This is a genomic window from Streptomyces sp. NPDC057543, from assembly GCF_042801895.1.
GTDB lineage: Bacteria > Actinomycetota > Actinomycetes > Streptomycetales > Streptomycetaceae > Streptomyces.
The window spans coordinates 1-15,604 of the sequence record NZ_JBHVFF010000204.1 but is presented as its reverse complement, the minus strand read 5'-3'; the positions used below and the strand labels follow the sequence as shown (position 1 = coordinate 15,604).

General features: G+C 70.0%; 13 protein-coding genes and 1 pseudogene. 12 read left to right on the top strand and 2 right to left on the bottom strand.

The annotated features are described in order from the left end of the window. Window positions 1–114: 114 nt before the first annotated feature. Both ACFU8Q_RS28405 and mmpA read left to right on the top strand, forming a co-directional pair. Window positions 115–792 (top strand): endonuclease V, encoded by a 678-nt coding sequence (locus ACFU8Q_RS28405; protein ID WP_384458777.1) that lies wholly within the window; start codon window positions 115–117, stop codon window positions 790–792. 61 nt (window positions 793–853) lie between these two features. After that, complete coding sequence (mmpA, locus tag ACFU8Q_RS28400) at window positions 854–997, top strand: morphogenic membrane protein MmpA (protein WP_384458775.1); 144 nt, start codon at window positions 854–856, stop codon at window positions 995–997. A 523-nt stretch (window positions 998–1,520) separates the two neighbouring features. Here mmpA and ACFU8Q_RS28395 read toward each other — a convergent pair. Next, window positions 1,521–2,711 (bottom strand): saccharopine dehydrogenase family protein, encoded by a 1,191-nt coding sequence (locus tag ACFU8Q_RS28395; protein WP_384458773.1) that lies wholly within the window; start codon window positions 2,709–2,711, stop codon window positions 1,521–1,523. Between the two features lie 202 nt (window positions 2,712–2,913). Between ACFU8Q_RS28395 and ACFU8Q_RS28390 the strand changes: the two genes are divergently transcribed. The 5 genes from ACFU8Q_RS28390 to ACFU8Q_RS28370 are packed head-to-tail and all read left to right on the top strand — an operon-like array spanning window position 2,914 to window position 8,815. Further along, window positions 2,914–4,056, top strand: a complete 1,143-nt coding sequence (locus ACFU8Q_RS28390; RefSeq protein WP_384458771.1) for a CaiB/BaiF CoA transferase family protein — start codon at window positions 2,914–2,916, stop codon at window positions 4,054–4,056. Further along, window positions 4,056–4,211 carry a hypothetical protein gene (locus ACFU8Q_RS28385; RefSeq protein WP_384458769.1) on the top strand — a complete coding sequence of 52 codons (156 nt, stop codon included), beginning with the start codon at window positions 4,056–4,058 and terminating at the stop codon, window positions 4,209–4,211. Before ACFU8Q_RS28390 ends, ACFU8Q_RS28385 begins: the two co-directional genes overlap by 1 nt. Further along, a complete protein-coding gene (locus tag ACFU8Q_RS28380) occupies window positions 4,211–5,353 on the top strand; it encodes an acyl-CoA dehydrogenase family protein (protein ID WP_384458767.1) in 1,143 nt (380 codons plus the stop codon). Before ACFU8Q_RS28385 ends, ACFU8Q_RS28380 begins: the two co-directional genes overlap by 1 nt. 36 nt (window positions 5,354–5,389) lie before the next feature. Further along, entirely contained in the window at window positions 5,390–6,604 is a 1,215-nt protein-coding gene (locus ACFU8Q_RS28375; RefSeq protein ID WP_384458765.1) for an acetyl-CoA C-acetyltransferase, read from the top strand. A 39-nt stretch (window positions 6,605–6,643) separates the two neighbouring features. Next, a complete protein-coding gene (locus ACFU8Q_RS28370) occupies window positions 6,644–8,815 on the top strand; it encodes a 3-hydroxyacyl-CoA dehydrogenase NAD-binding domain-containing protein (protein WP_384458763.1) in 2,172 nt (723 codons plus the stop codon). 123 nt (window positions 8,816–8,938) lie between these two features. Here the strand turns inward: ACFU8Q_RS28370 and ACFU8Q_RS28365 are convergent. After that, window positions 8,939–9,667, bottom strand: a pseudogene (locus ACFU8Q_RS28365) (MerR family transcriptional regulator); the annotation flags it as partial. 148 nt (window positions 9,668–9,815) lie between these two features. Here ACFU8Q_RS28365 and ACFU8Q_RS28360 point away from each other — a divergent pair. The 5 genes from ACFU8Q_RS28360 (at window position 9,816) to ACFU8Q_RS28340 (ending at window position 15,559) form a co-directional block, all read left to right on the top strand. Further along, on the top strand, window positions 9,816–10,292 hold the full coding sequence (locus ACFU8Q_RS28360) for a macro domain-containing protein (protein ID WP_384458761.1): 477 nt from the start codon (window positions 9,816–9,818) through the stop codon (window positions 10,290–10,292). 171 nt (window positions 10,293–10,463) lie between these two features. Then, entirely contained in the window at window positions 10,464–11,378 is a 915-nt protein-coding gene (locus ACFU8Q_RS28355) for a LysR family transcriptional regulator (RefSeq protein WP_384458759.1), read from the top strand. A gap of 125 nt (window positions 11,379–11,503) precedes the next feature. Beyond that, window positions 11,504–11,662 (top strand): hypothetical protein, encoded by a 159-nt coding sequence (locus tag ACFU8Q_RS28350; protein WP_384458757.1) that lies wholly within the window; start codon window positions 11,504–11,506, stop codon window positions 11,660–11,662. Between the two features lie 33 nt (window positions 11,663–11,695). Then, entirely contained in the window at window positions 11,696–12,727 is a 1,032-nt protein-coding gene (locus tag ACFU8Q_RS28345) for a helix-turn-helix transcriptional regulator (protein ID WP_384458755.1), read from the top strand. A gap of 159 nt (window positions 12,728–12,886) precedes the next feature. Beyond that, window positions 12,887–15,559 carry a M4 family metallopeptidase gene (locus ACFU8Q_RS28340; RefSeq protein ID WP_384458753.1) on the top strand — a complete coding sequence of 891 codons (2,673 nt, stop codon included), beginning with the start codon at window positions 12,887–12,889 and terminating at the stop codon, window positions 15,557–15,559. The last annotated feature ends 45 nt before the right edge of the window (window positions 15,560–15,604 follow it).

Sequence of the window (15,604 nt, the reverse complement as noted above, 5' to 3'; positions counted from 1 at the left end):
ACATGCTCAGCCGAAGGCCGCCTCCGTGCAGGGCAATTACCGTTCCGAGTGATCAAGTACGACGAGTCGTTCGGATCTCAAGGTTAAAGATCAAGCTTTAGACTTGACGGCACTATGACAACGCTCCCGATGCCTGCCGACGAGGCCGAAGCCCGAGCCGTTCAGGACGCCTTGCGCTCCCGTGTGGTGCTCGACGAGCCAGGCCCGGCGCCCGGCACCGGCAGGGTCACCGGGGTCGATGTCGCCTACGACGACGAGCGCGACGTCGTCGTGGCGGCAGCCGTCGTCCTGGACGAGGCGACGCTCGACGTGGTCGCCGAGACCACCGCTGTCGGCCGGATCAGCTTCCCGTACATCCCCGGCCTCCTCGCCTTCCGGGAGGTCCCGACCGTGCTGGCCGCGCTGGAGTCGCTGCCGGTCGACCCCGGACTGGTGGTCTGTGACGGGTACGGCCTGGCGCACCCGCGTCGATTCGGGCTCGCCAGCCACCTCGGAGTGCTCACCGGACTCCCGGTGATCGGCGTCGCCAAGAACCCTTTCACCTTCACGTACGAGCAACCGGGCCCCCGCCGGGGCGATTGGTCGCCGCTGCTCGACGGCGAGGAGGAGGTGGGCCGGGCACTGCGTACCCAGGATGGCGTCAAGCCGGTTTTCGTCTCCGTCGGACACCGGACCGGCCTGGACAACGCCTGCGCCCACACCCTGCTGCTGGCCCGCGACTTCCGTCAGCCGGAGACCACCCGCAGGGCCGACGCACTCTGCCGCCAGGCCCTGCGGGAAGCGACCGCCTGAGCGATCACCTGAGTACGTGTACGGATAACGCCCGCCGATCATGACGGGCAGACTGGTACGCATGAACGAACACCGAACATCCCCGCGACCCGGAACTGTCTACCTCGCCCAGCGCCGGGTCGCGGTGGGAATGACGCTCGGCATTCTCGCGGGAGCGGCCTGGGCCGTCTCGATGATCTGCACGCTGGTGGCCTGGGCGCTCTGACCCGCCGGGGCCGCTGAGACCCGAGAGCGTGCGCCGCCCCGCCGCGCCGACGCTGCTTGTGCTGGTCCGGGCCCTGTGCGTTGAGGCAGTACCTGCTCCACCACGCGGGGGTGCCGACCGACAGCGCCGGCACGTACACCCCCTCGACCATGCGGTTGCTGAAGGAGTTCCAGGCGTCCCGGAAACCAGAACCGTGCATCGTGGAGGTGCTCAGGCGCATCGACCTGCGGGACGCAGAGCGTAGTGAACGTCCCGTCGCGTGCTGCACAGTTGAGGAGCGACAGGGCCCGTCGGGACACGCGAACCCACCCCGTTCCCACCCCTTCGAGGGGGGTGCTCCCGCCTGCGCGTTCACGGCGGACGGGGATGCCCGCGGTCTTCTCGGCCGAGGAGTAAGGAGATCCGAATATGCCTCAGACATCACCCGTACGAGTGCGCGTCGCCCTGACCGGCACCGTCGTGGGAGCAGCCCTGGTCGCACTGGGGTGATCGCTCCGACCGGCATGGCCGCGCCGCCGTCCGCTCAGCGCTTCGCCGCGACCCGGAAGCTCAGTCCCGCCGCGCGCAGCCGCTCCAGGAGCGCGTCACCCATCGCGACAGCCGTGGTGACCTGCCCCGATGTCGCCGGCAGCTCGTCCAGGGCGAGGCAGAGCACGGACTCGGCCAGCATCTTCGCCGTTTCGTCGTAACCGGGGTCGCCGCCCGACACCTCGGTGAAGACCCGTCGCCCGCCGCCCCCGCCGACGAAACGCACGGTGAACCAGCTGCGCCCCCGGCGCTCCGCGTCCGGGCCCTCGCCCGGCTCGTACCGGTCCATCAGCCAGGACCGCGCGGCCGGTACCTGCGCGGCACCCAGAAGAGCGCCCATCGCGGCCGTGCCGCCCAGTGCCACGGACAGATGCCGCACCGAGGCGAAGTGGCGGTAGCGGAAGTCGGGGCCGTACCGGGCGAGCACCCGCGCCGAACGCTCGACGATCCGCGGGTCCAGCGTGGGGAGCGGCAGCGCCCAGGTGCCGGTCTCCGCGCTGAAGTGCGGAGCGCCGAGCGGGGCGCGGGCGCGGCGGGCCACCAGACGGGGCTCGTGCAGGCGGCGTTCCCGCGCGGCGCGCAGCGTCCGGGGGCCGCGGCCCATCGCGGTGAGCGCGGAGGCGAACGTACCGCCGGAGAAGGCGGCGTTGCTGCGGACGAACCCGTCGACGCTCAGCGGCACGTCCCGCGGCAGCTGCTGGACGGTGAAGTACACCCCGAGGTCGTGCGGTACGGAGTCGAATCCGCAGGCGTGCACGAGCCGTGCCCCGGTCTCGCGGGCCCGCGCGTCGTGCTCCAGATACATCCGGTCCACGAACTCTGCCTCGCCGGTGAGGTCAGCGTAGTCCGTACCGGCCTCGGCGCAGGCCGCGACCAGGTGCTCGCCGTACCAGACGTAGGGGCCCACCGTCGTCGCCACCACATGGGCGGATTCGGCGAGTTCGCGCAGCTCGTGCGCGTCGTCGGCGTCGGCACGCAGCAGCGGGAGATCCGCGCAGCGCGGGTCGATCGCGGTGAGGCGTTCGCGCAGCTGTTCCAGTTTGGTCCGGTTGCGTCCGGCCACGGCCCAGCGGAAGCCGTCGGGTGCGTGGGCGGCGAGATATTCGGCGGTGAGGGTGCCCACGAAGCCGGTGGCACCGAAGAGGACCACGTCATAGGGGCGTTGTGCCCCGTTCTGCCTGTTCACGAGTGCCTCCGCAGGGGCCGGCGCCGATATAGCAGGCAGAGGTTAGCGGAGGGGGCCGTGGCGGTGTGCGGTCGGGCGGCGATCTTGAGGGAGGATCCGGGAGAAAGTGCTAAGCGCTTGCTCGGCCAAAGGGGTTGCGGAGCGCGGTGCGTTCTTAGCATCATCACTGTTACATCAGTTGTGTCATACCGCTGGGGGCTTGATGGCAACGACAGAGCACGGTCCGCTGGCAGGCGTGCGCGTGGTCGAACTGGCAGGCATCGGACCCGGCCCGTTCGCCGCGATGCTCCTCGCGGACCTCGGCGCCGATGTCGTCAGGGTCGACCGGCCCGGCGGCTCCGGGCTCGGCATCGACCCCGCGTACGACCTCACCAACCGCAACAAACGTTCCGTGCTCATCGACCTCAAGGCCGAGGACGGGGCCGCCAAGGCGCTCGATCTGGCCGAGCGCGCCGACATCCTGATCGAGGGCTACCGGCCGGGCGTCGCCGAACGCCTCGGCGTAGGCCCCGACGCCGCGCTGGCCCGTAACCCGCGGCTCGTCTACGGACGGATGACCGGCTGGGGCCAGGACGGACCGCTCGCCGAACGAGCCGGCCACGACATCGCCTACATCGCCCTCACCGGCACCCTTTCCGTGATCGGTAAGCCCGGGGAGCCGCCCACCGTCCCGGCCAATCTGGTCGGCGACTACGCGGGCGGCTCGCTCTATCTCGTCGTCGGCGTCCTCGCCGCCCTCCAGCATGCCCGCACCCCCGGTGGCCGGGGCCAGGTCGTGGACGCGGCGATCGTCGACGGCGCCGCCCACCTCGCCACGATGATCCACGGAATGCTGGCGGCGGGCGGCTGGCAGGACCGGCGCGGCTCCAACCTCCTGGACGGCGGTTGCCCGTTCTACGGTTCGTACGAGACCGCCGACGGCCAGTACATGGCGGTCGGCCCGCTGGAGCAGCGGTTCTACGACGAGTTCAGCGCGCTCCTCGGCATCGGGGACGAAGCCCCGGACCGGCAAGACATCACACGCTGGGAGGAGTTGCGCACGCTCGTCGCCGACCGGTTCAGGACCCGTACGCGCGCGGAATGGACCGAGGTGTTCGAGGGCACGGACGCCTGCGTGGCCCCCGTCCTCTCGCTCCGCGAGGCGCCTCACCACCCGCACATCGCCGCCCGGTCCACCTTCGTCGAGCACGGCGGACTCACCCAGCCCGCACCCGCACCCCGCTTCTCCGCCACCCCCGTCTCCGTGCGCGGCGGGCCCGCGCGGCCCGGCGCGGACACCGAGGCCGTCGCCGCCGACTGGGAGGTACCCGGCCTCGCCGGGACCCGGAAGGACACCACCGGCTGATGGGACTCTCCCCGCCCCGCCCCGAGGGTTGCGCGGACGACCGCACCGAGGCCTGCCGCGAGGCCGGCGTGACGGTGGCCGGCGCCGTCCCGGCCGGCCCCGGACCGGGCCGGCCGATCCCCACCGTCAAGAACCGGCTTCAGGAGGCTCCGTAGTGCAGCGGAAGATCTACACCGAAGAGCACGAAGCGTTTCGCGCGACCGTCCGCACCTTCCTCGCCAAGGAGGTCCTCCCGCACTACGAGCAGTGGGAGAAGGACGGCATCGTCTCCCGCGAGGCGTGGCTCGCGGCCGGCCGGCAGGGGCTGCTCGGTCTCGCGGTGCCCGAGGAGTACGGAGGCGGCGGCAACGCCGACTTCCGTTACAGCGCCGTCCTCGCCGAGGAGTTCACCCGGGCCGGTGCGCCCGGACTCGCGCTCGGGCTGCACAACGACATCATCGGCCCCTACCTCACCGGCCTCGGCACCGAGGAGCAGAAGCGGCGCTGGCTGCCCGGCTTCTGCAGCGGCGAGGTCATCACCGCCATCGCGATGACCGAACCCGGCGCCGGTTCCGACCTCCAGGGCATCCGCACCACCGCCGAGGACAAGGGCGACCACTGGCTGCTCAACGGCTCCAAGACGTTCATCTCCAACGGCATCCTCGCCGACCTGGTGGTCGTCGTGGCGAAGACAACTCCGGAGGGCGGTGCGAAGGGGCTCTCGCTGATCGTCGTCGAACGCGGCGCGGAAGGCTTCGAGCGGGGCCGCAACCTCGACAAGATCGGCCAGAAGTCCCAGGACACCGCCGAGTTGTTCTTCAACGACGTCCGTGTCCCGAAGGAGAACCTGCTCGGCGAGCGCGACGGCGCCTTCATCCATCTGATGACCAATCTCGCGCAGGAACGGATGGGCATAGCGGTCGCCGGAATCGCCGCCGCCGAACATCTGCTGGAGATCACCACGCGGTACGTCAAGGAGCGCGAGGCCTTCGGACGGCCGCTCTCCAAGCTCCAGCACATCCGGTTCGAGATCGCCGAGATGGCCACCGAGTGCACCGTCACCCGCACCTTCGTCGACCGCTGCATCGTCGACCACTCCGACGGAACCCTCGACGCCGTGCACGCCTCGATGGCCAAGTGGTGGGCCACCGAACTGCAGAAACGAGTCGCCGACCGCTGCCTCCAACTCCACGGCGGTTACGGCTACATGGCGGAGTATCCGGTCGCCAAGGCGTTCACCGACGGCCGCATCCAGACCATCTACGGCGGCACGACCGAGATCATGAAGGAGATCATCGGCCGCTCGCTGCTCGCCTGACACCTGACGCACAACCACCCTCGAAAGGCTGCTGACTTGAGTACCGAAGCGTTCGTCTACGACGCGATCCGCACCCCGCGCGGCCGCGGCAAGGCCAACGGTGCCCTGCACGGCACCAAGCCGATCGACCTCGTCGTCGGCCTCATCCACGAAATCCGCAGCCGCTTCCCCGGCCTGGACCCTGCGGCCATCGACGACATCGTCCTCGGCGTGGTCAGCCCGCTCGGCGACCAGGGCTCCGACATCGCCCGGATCGCCGCCATCGCCGCCGGCCTCCCGGACTCCGTCGCGGGCGTCCAGGAGAACCGCTTCTGCGCGTCGGGCCTGGAAGCCGTCAACCTGGCCGCCGCCAAGGTCCGTTCGGGCTGGGAGGACCTCGTCCTCGCGGGCGGCGTCGAGTCGATGTCCCGAGTCCCGATGGGTTCCGACGGCGGCGCCTGGGCGATGGACCCCATGACGAACTTCGACACCGGATTCGCCCCGCAGGGCGTCGGCGCCGACCTCATCGCCACCATCGAGGGCTTCTCCCGCCGCGACGTCGACGAATTCGCCGCGCTCTCCCAGGAGCGCGCCGCCGAAGCGTGGAAGGACGGCCGCTTCGCACGCTCCGTCGTCCCCGTCAAGGACCGCAACGGTCTCGTCGTCCTCGACCACGACGAGCACATGCGGCCCGGCACCACCGCCGACTCGCTCGCCGCGCTCAAGCCGTCCTTCGCCACGATCGGCGAAATGGGCGGCTTCGACGCCGTCGCGCTCCAGAAGTACCACTGGGTCGAGAAGATCGACCACGTCCACCACGCGGGCAACTCCTCCGGCATCGTCGACGGCGCCGCGCTCGTCGCGATCGGCAACCAGGAGGTCGGTGAGCGCTACGGACTCACGCCGCGCGCCCGGATCATCTCCGCCGCAGTCTCCGGCTCCGAGCCCACCATCATGCTGACCGGCCCCGCGCCCGCCACCCGCAAGGCCCTCGCCAAGGCCGGGCTGACCATCGAGGACATCGACCTCGTCGAGATCAACGAGGCGTTCGCCGGAGTCGTGCTCCGCTTCGCCAGGGACATGGGGCTCTCGCTCGACAAGATCAACGTCAACGGCGGCGCCATCGCGCTGGGCCACCCGCTCGGCGCCACGGGGGCGATGATCCTCGGCACCCTCGTCGACGAACTGGAGCGGCGCGACCGGCGGTACGGCCTCGCCACCCTCTGCGTCGGTGGCGGCATGGGCATCGCCACCGTCATCGAGCGTCTCTGACCGTTCCCCGGCCACCCCTGCTTACGGAGAAGAAAAGCAATGACCGAGAGCACGACCATCCGCTGGGAACAGGACGAGACCGGCGTCGTCACCCTCGTACTCGACGACCCCGACCAGTCCGCCAACACGATGAACCAGGCCTTCAAGGACTCCATCGCGGCCATCGCCGACCGCGCCGAGGCCGAGAAGGACTCCATCCGCGGCATCATCTACACCTCCGCGAAGAAGACCTTCTTCGCAGGCGGCGACCTCAAGGACATGATCAAGGTCGGTCCCGAGAACGCCCAGCAGGCCTTCGACACCGGCACCGCCATCAAGAACTCGCTGCGCCGCATCGAGACCCTCGGAAAGCCCGTCGTCGCAGCCATCAACGGAGCGGCGCTCGGCGGCGGTTACGAGATCGCCCTCGCCTCGCACCACCGAGTCGCCCTCGACGCACCCGGCTCCCGGATCGGCCTGCCCGAGGTCACCCTCGGTCTGCTGCCCGCGGGCGGCGGCGTCACCCGCACCGTACGCCTCATGGGCATCGCCGACGCGCTGCTGAAGGTCCTCCTCCAGGGCACCCAGTACACCCCGCGGCGCGCTCTGGAGAACGGCCTGATCCACGAGGTCGCCGCCACCAGGGAAGAGATGCTCGACAAGGCCCGCGCCTTCATCGACGCCAACCCGGAGTCCCAGCAGCCCTGGGACGTCAAGGGATACCGGATTCCCGGCGGCACCCCGTCGAACCCGAAGTTCGCGGCGAATCTTCCCGCTTTCCCGGCCAATCTGAAGAAGCAGATCGCGGGCGCCCCGATGCCCGCGCCCCGCAACATCCTGGCCGCCGCCGTCGAGGGCTCGCAGGTCGACTTCGATACCGCGCTGACGATCGAGGCCCGCTACTTCACCGAACTGGTCACCGGCCAGGTCGCGAAGAACATGATCCAGGCGTTCTTCTTCGACCTCCAGGCCGTCAACTCCGGCGCCGGCCGCCCCAAGGGCATCGAGGAGCGCCAGGTCCGCAAGGTCGCCGTGCTCGGCGCCGGGATGATGGGCGCGGGCATCGCGTACTCCTGCGCCCGCGCCGGCATCGAGGTCGTCCTCAAGGACGTCTCACAGGAGGCCGCAGCCAAGGGCAAGGCGTACAGCGAGAAGCTCCTCGACAAGGCGCTCTCCCGGGGACGTACCACCGAGGCCGAGCGCGACGAACTGCTGGCCCGCATCACCCCGACCGGTGACCCGGCCGACCTGGCGGGCTGCGACGCCGTGATCGAGGCCGTCTTCGAGGACACCGCGCTCAAGCACAAGGTGTTCCAGGAGATCCAGGACATCATCGAGCCGGACGCGCTGCTCTGTTCCAACACCTCGACCCTGCCCATCACGGTCCTCGCCGGGGGCGTCTCGCGGCCCGTCGACTTCATCGGGCTGCACTTCTTCTCGCCCGTGGACAAGATGCCGCTCGTCGAGATCATCAAGGGCGAGAAGACCGGCGACGAGGCCCTGGCCCGCGCCTTCGACCTGGTCCGCCGGATCAAGAAGACCCCGATCGTCGTCAACGACTCCCGCGGCTTCTTCACCTCGCGCGTCATCGGCCAGTTCATCAACGAGGGCGTCGCCATGGTCGGCGAGGGCGTCGAGCCCGCATCGGTCGAGCAGGCCGCGGCACAGTCCGGCTACCCGGCCAAGGTGCTCTCCCTGATGGACGAGCTGACCCTCACCCTGCCGCGCAAGATCCGCAACGAGACCAGGCGTGCCGTGGAGGCGGCCGGCGGCACCTGGGCCGAACACCCGGCGGACGGGGTCATCGACCGGATGGTCGACGAGTTCGACCGCCCGGGACGCAGCGGTGGCGCGGGCTTCTACGAGTACGACGAGACCGGAAAGCGCACGCGTCTGTGGCCGGGGCTGCGCGAGCACTTCGCCGAGCCGGACGCCGATGTCCCGTTCGAGGACATGAAGGAACGGATGCTGTTCTCCGAGGCGCTGGACAGCGTCCGCTGCCTGGAGGAGAACGTCCTCGTCTCCGTCGCCGACGCCAACATCGGCTCCATCATGGGCATCGGCTTCCCGCCGTGGACCGGCGGCGTGCTCCAGTACATCAACGGGTACGAGGGCGGCCTGCCCGGTTTCGTCGCCCGCGCCCGGGAGCTCGCCGAGCGCTACGGCGACCGGTTCCTGCCGCCCGCGCTGCTCGTGGAGAAGGCCGAGAAGGGCGAGACTTTCCACGACTGACAGCAGTCCCGCGGGGCGGGTTAACACCCCCCGGAAACCCGCCCCCCACACCACCCAAAAACAACCCGGGTCAGCGGGGGCCCCCCCCACCCACCCCCACCGCGGCCCCGCGGGCGGTTTACACTCCGCCGTGAACGCGGCCCGCAACTCCTCCTTCAACGACCGCTGGAAGGCGGTGACCAGCGCCTGCAGCACCATCGGCTGCATATGGGCCGACAGCGACTTCATCGCCGCCACATGCTCCGGGTCCGACTCCCGCACCCGGTACGGACTCCAGACCTCGTCCCGGAACAGCCGGGTCAGCTCCCGCGCGGCCGACCGGGAGTGCTCCAGCAGAACCGTGCGCGCGGCCAGAATCGTCTCGTGCGCGATCGGCACGCCGAGCAGTTCGACCCCGAGCCGCAGCAGCCCCGGGTCCACCCGGTAACTGCCGTCGACGGGCTCCGCGCGCTCCAGCACACCCATCGCGGCCAGCCGCGCTATGTCCTGCTCGGTCAGCGCCCGGCCCGCCCGCCGCTCCAGTTCCGCCCGCGTCGCGTCCTCGGCCCGCTCGGGCGCCCAGGACGCCACCAGCGCCCGGTGGATCGCCAGGTCATGGGCGCTCAGGTCCGGCGGCAGCTGCTCCAGATACCGTTCGATCGCGGCCAGCGTCATGCCCTGGTGCTGAAGCTCCTCGATGAGCGCGAGCCGGGACAGATGCTCATGCCCGTAGTGCCCGACACGACGCGGACCGATCACCGGCGGCGGCAGCAGACCCCGGGTGCTGTAGAAACGCACGGTGCGTACGGTGACACCGGCGCGCGCCGCCAGCTCGTCGACGGTGAGCGTCGCGTCCTCGGTCCCGGTCGCCATGTCTGCTCCTCGCGTTCCGACCCAGCGGTGAACTGCTGCGTCTGCACCAATCAGGTGCACCAGTATTGCTGTCTCACCATTGCTGTGAAAGCTCCCGGCAGCATCCCGGCGCGGTCCCGCTGTCAGTGGTGGCTCCTACGCTGGTGTCATGTCGGAGATCACGTACGTACGGGGCGACGCGACCACCCCACAGGGCAAGGGCGTCAAGCTGATCGCGCATGTCTGCAATGACCTCGGCGGCTGGGGCAAGGGCTTCGTCCTGGCCGTCTCGCGTCGCTGGCCCGGACCGGAGAAGGCCTACCGCCTCTGGCACCGGGAGCGCGCGAATAACGACTTCGGCCTCGGCGCGGCCCAGTTCGTCCAGGTGAGTCCGTACCTCTGGGTGGCGAACATGGTGGGCCAGCGGGGGATACGCACGGGCAGCAAGGGGGTCCCGGTGCGCTACGAGGCGATCGACACGGCCCTGGGTGCCGTGGCCGACCGGGCCGTCGAGCTGGGGGCTTCGGTCCATATGCCGCGGATCGGCTGCGGATTGGCGGGCGGCACCTGGTCCGGAATCGAGCCGCTGATAGCGAAGCGGCTGCTGAGCCGGGGCATAGCGGTGACGGTGTACGACTACGAGTAAGGGCTGTCCCGTCATCCCTGGCGGGCGCACGACGACAGCTACGACACCTCGCCGCGTTGTCGGAACGCCCGAATACGCCAGTATGCGAGCGCCCCTCCGCCTTGCGATGCACCGCATCCGACGCCGCGCGCTGATCCACCAGGGACTACGGGACAGCCCTTAGGGAGGCGTGTGGAACTCAACCTCCACCGGTTGTGGATCTTTATGCAGGTGGTCGAGCACCAGGGATTCTCGGCGGCCGCGCACAAGCTGTACATGAGCCAGCCATCGGTCTCCAATCAGGTGCGCCGGTTCGAACAGTCCTTGCGCGTCACGCTGATCGACCGGTCGGGGGCCCGGATCAGGCCGACGGCCGAGGGCGAGGTACTCGCCGAATACGGCCGGCGGGTCTTCCTCCTCGCCGACGAGGCGGTCGCCGCCGTGCAGCAGGTGAGCGGGCTGACCTCCGGGCGGCTGCTGGTGGGAGGCACGACGACGGTCGGCACGTATCTGCTGCCACCGCTGCTCGCGCGGTACCAGGAGCGGCATCCGGGCATCGAATGCGACATCTTCGTCGGCAACAACGAGGCCGTGCTGGAGCGGTTGATGTCGGGTGCCATCGGGATCGCGGTGGTGGCGGGCGCGACGACGGCCGCGCAACTGGTCCCGGAGACCGTGCTCGACGAGCGGCTGGTGCTGATCGCCGCGCCCGCCCATCCGCTGGCCGACGCGGCCGAGGTCCGGCCGCAGGATCTGGCGGAGTCACGGTTCCTGCTCCGGGAGCCCGGCTCCCAGACCCGGGAGCTGCAGGAACAGGTCTTGGCGGAGTGGCAGCTGGCGGACGTTCCGCACGGGGACATCTGGGGGCCCGAGGCCGTCAAGCAGTGCGTGGCTGCGGGGCTCGGAGTGTCGCTCATCTCGGAGCACGCCGTGGTGGACGATGTGCGCGCCGGATCGCTCGCCGTCCTCCCGGTGACACCGCGGCCCCGGTCGCGCCCCATCAGCCTGGTGCGGCGGCGCGACCGCGTACTGTCCCCGGCGGAGCGTGCGTTCATGGGACTGCTCCGTGAGATCGGCCGCTGGCCGCGGGAGCTGCCGGGCGAGTAATGCCGGCCGGGCGGCCTCGTCTGCGCCACCGTCAGGGCGCCCCGGAACGTGGCCGCCGCGCTCCGCACGGAATTGGCCGGATAATCTGACTCCCGTCAACGACGCACCAGGAAGGGGTGGGCCCGGTGGCGGGTGTCCAGGCAGCGAGCAAGGTGTGCGAACGTTACGGCGCGGACGGCGACGGCTGCACGGCGGTGACCGCGGCGGTCAACGGAGCCCAGGACTCCGGCAACGACCGGCCCGCGTCGTCCGACGCGTTCGTACCCCGCCTGAACAGGGCCTGAACCCTGCACCCCGACGACCGGCCGCACGACCCGATGGACGCGTCCCTGCTCACCCTGCTCGGTCTCGGACCGGACGAGGACGCGGTCTACCGGCTGCTCGTGGACCGTCCCGACAGCGAACCGGCCGCGCTCGCGGGCCCATTGAGCGACCACGCGGTGGCGAGCGCCCTCGATGCGCTCGTCGAACGCGGGCTCGCCAGTGCCGACCGGCCGGACGCCGACGGCATCTTCCGGTACCGTGCCGCCTCGCCCGTCCTCGCACTCGGGCCGCTCCTCGAAGCCCGCCGGTCCGCGCTGCACCGGGTCGAGTCGCTCGTGGGGGACCTCACCGAGCGGCACCGCTCCGCGCAGGCGCACGCGTCGGGAGCGCCAGTAGAGGTGCTGTCCGGACCGGCGGCGATCCGGCGACGCCTGCTGACCATGCAGCGTCAGGCCAGGAGCGAGGTGTGCACCCTGGTGCCGTCCAGACACGTGCCCGCGGTGCTCTCCTTCGCGGACAACCATGAGGAGGCGGACTTCGAACTCATGCGCCGCGGTGTGACCGTGCGCAGTGTCGTCGACCGCGTGTGGCTGGAACACCCGGAGACCGCGACCCTGCTGGCGTCCTGCGTGACCCAGGGCCAGCAGATCTCCGTCACGGACCGGGTGCCGATCAAGCTCATCATCGTGGACCGTCGTATCGCGCTGCTGCCCCTGGACCCGGAGCGCGAGAACGAACCTGTGGCGCTCGTGGTGCACCGTACCGGCCTGCTCACCGCTCTCGGTTCGCTCTTCGACGAGCACTTCGAGAAAGGGTGGCGGCTGAGCGTCTCGGGCAACGTGGGCAAGGACGAGTCCCCGGTCGCGGCGGTCGACCGGGAGATCGTCGCCCTCCTCCACGTCGGGCTGACCGACGCCGCCATCGCCCGTCAACTGGGCATGGGCCATCGCACCGTTCAGCGACGCCTGCACGCCCTGATGGACGAGGTCGGCGCCGCGACCCGCTTCCAACTCGGCTGGTACGCGGCCCGCGCGGGCTGGCTGGACGACGAAACCGGCAACTCGGTTGCGTCGCACCTTCCTTGAGGCGCATTTACGCCACGGCATGTTCGCGCCAGGTCCATCTCTTGTTAGCGGAACCCCGCGTACCGAAACATCTACCCCGTCAACCGGACGGGGCGTGCGCGTCCCTCCGGAGAGGTGTGCGATGGGGAGGGTTCTGTGAAGAGAACGAGGATACGGCGGATGCTGGCGACCGGTGTGGTCGTCACCGCCACCGGATCGGCACTGCTGACCGCGCCGGCCTGGGCGGAGGACACCACCGCCGCGGCCACCACGGCGACGAGCCCGGTGCCGGTCGCTCCCGCGATGACACAGGGGCTGGACAAGTCCGCCCGCGCGGGCACGCCTGCCGAGGCCGCCCGGGCCCATCTGAAGGCCCACAAGGACACGTACAAGGTGCCCGTCTCCGACCTGAAGACGGTGCAGACGACCAAGGACGGCAAGCAGTCCTCGGTCCGCTTCCAGCAGAAGCACGACGGCGTCCCGGTCTTCGGCGCGGAGTACGCGGTGCAGACGGAGGCGGCCGACGGCGGCCAGCAGGTCACCTCCGCGACCGGCACGCTCTACACGGACCTTACGGTCTCCACCACACCGAAGGTGACCGAAGCCACCGCGAAGCAGCGGATGTTCACGCTCGACCGCGGCCTGTCCGGCGTGCAGGGCGCGAAGACCGAGGCGCACGGCCTGTCCGTGCTGCCCGACGCCCACGGCGGCAGGCTGGCCTGGCACTTCACCGTCACCGGCGGCAAGGCGGACGGCAGCCCGGTGCGCCAGGAGGTGTACGTCGACGCGCGCGTGGGCGGCATCGCGCTCTCGTACAACAACATCGACGCGGCGGACGCGTCGCCTGCGGAGGGGACGGGCGTACGCGTCGACGGCGGCGAGGCGAAGCTGAACGTCAACAAGGAGGCGGACGGCTCGTACACGCTCGTCGACTCCACCCGCTCCATGTACGCGCAGACCGGCGGCCAGATCCGCACGTACGACGCCAACCGCAAGCAATACACGGCCGTCGCGGGCGGCCCGGTCACCGACGACATCCGGCTGGGCACATCGGCGAGCGACCGCTTCGACGGCGCGAACACCTCGTCGGGCGCGGTCGACGCGCACCTGAACGCGGCGAAGGTCTACGAGTACTACAAGAACCAGATCGGCCGCGACGGTGTCGACGGCAAGGGCGGCACGATCTACTCCGTCGTCAATGTCGCCGCGAACGGCAAGGACTACGCCAACGCCTTCTGGGACGGTTCCAAGATGGTCTACGGTCACATGGACGGCGTGCCGCTGTCCGTGGGCCTGGACGTCGTCGGCCACGAGATGACGCACGGCGTCACCGAGCACTCCGCCGGGCTCGTCTACCTCAACCAGTCGGGCGCGCTCAACGAGGCGATATCCGACTACTTCGGCAACGCCATGGAGACCGCCGACAAGGGCATCGCGATGAGCGACCCCACGTCCGGCCTCATCGGGGAGTACCTCTGCAACGGCACGAAGCCGCTGGAGGAGTGCGCCCTGCGCGACCTGAACGACGGACGCAACGCGCAGAAGGACTACGAGCCCATCACGCTCGACATCGACAACGGCGGGGTGCACCACAACTCCACCATCGTCGGCGGCGCACTGTGGGACATGCGCAAGAACCTCGACAGCAAGCTCGCGGACCGGATCATCTACCGGTCCGCGCAGAACTACCTCACACCGCTGTCCGGCTTCACCGACATGCGCAACGCGGTCACCCTCGCCGCCAAGTCCCTGAACGTCTCGAAGGCCGATCTCGCCGTCATCGCCAAGGCCTTCGACGACCACGGCATCGAGACCGGCTGGGAGCAGAAGGGCGGCACGCACGACGGCACCACCATCGGCGCCGACATCCTGCCCGCGTACGAGGTCTACAGCGGGGTCGACGAGCAGGCCGCTCAGATCAACGGCGACGTCTACGCGATCAGCCACGGCGACGCCATCGCCTGGGACCAGGGCAGCGCCGCCTTCGGCATCACCGTGGGCCGCTTCGACAAGAAGCCGACGCACGAACTGGCCCAGAAGGACGCCTACCTGCTCGACCCGTCCCTCGACAATGACCGGATCGTCTTCACCCGGATCGCCGCCGACGGCATCGGCATCTACCAGTCCGGCAACAAGGGCCAGGGCGAGATCAGGAAGCTGGTCGACGAGCCGGGCGTGGACGAGACCGAGCCGGTGACCGAGAACGGCGCGCTCGCCTACATCAGCACCACCGCCGACGGCGAGCAGGACGTCATCCTCCGCAAGGCCGACGGCACGACGGTGAATGTGACCCCGGAGGCAGGCACCAAGGCCGCCCACCTCGCGATGAAGAACGGCACGATCGCCTGGGCCGGCGGCGACGGCACGTACGTCTATGTCTACGACATCGCGAAGGGCACCACACAGACCAAGCGGATCACCGGCTTCCTCTTCAACTGGGTCTCCGATATCCAGATCACCTCGGACCACGTCTTCTGGCGCGAGACGGGCGGCTTCCTGATCCCGAGCACGACGTTCATGTCGGCGCCGGTCGGCGACCTGTCCAAGGCCGCGAAGCTGCGCTACCCGTCGAGCACCTACGTCGCCCAGTTCTCGGTGAACGACGACTACTTCGCCTACTCCACGTACGACATCTGGGGCGGGCTCGGCGCCTGGAACGGTCCGATGAAGGCGATGGTCTCCAAGACCGCCGACGTGCTCGCCGGTCTCAACAACTACACCCGCGTCTCCTGCTCCTCCGGCGCCCAGCTGGCCCCGTCGCTCGGTGACGGCCAGCGCGTCGCGTGGCTCGACACGAGCGCCGCGGCCACCGATGTGGTGACCCGCAAGACGTTCGCCGGGACCTGCGAGTAGTTCCGGACCGTCCCGCACCGCCGGGCGGGGTGCCCACCGGACTCC

Bases quoted from the DNA above. Each gene is read 5' to 3' on its own strand.
- ACFU8Q_RS28405 (WP_384458777.1), top strand. From the start codon at position 115: ATGACAACGCTCCCGATGCCTGCCGACGAGGCCGAAGCCCGAGCCGTT.
- mmpA (WP_384458775.1), top strand. From the start codon at position 854: ATGAACGAACACCGAACATCCCCGCGACCCGGAACTGTCTACCTCGCC.
- ACFU8Q_RS28390 (WP_384458771.1), top strand. From the start codon at position 2,914: ATGGCAACGACAGAGCACGGTCCGCTGGCAGGCGTGCGCGTGGTCGAA.
- ACFU8Q_RS28385 (WP_384458769.1), top strand. From the start codon at position 4,056: ATGGGACTCTCCCCGCCCCGCCCCGAGGGTTGCGCGGACGACCGCACC.
- ACFU8Q_RS28370 (WP_384458763.1), top strand. From the start codon at position 6,644: ATGACCGAGAGCACGACCATCCGCTGGGAACAGGACGAGACCGGCGTC.
- ACFU8Q_RS28360 (WP_384458761.1), top strand. From the start codon at position 9,816: ATGTCGGAGATCACGTACGTACGGGGCGACGCGACCACCCCACAGGGC.
- ACFU8Q_RS28345 (WP_384458755.1), top strand. From the start codon at position 11,696: ATGGACGCGTCCCTGCTCACCCTGCTCGGTCTCGGACCGGACGAGGAC.
- ACFU8Q_RS28340 (WP_384458753.1), top strand. From the start codon at position 12,887: ATGCTGGCGACCGGTGTGGTCGTCACCGCCACCGGATCGGCACTGCTG.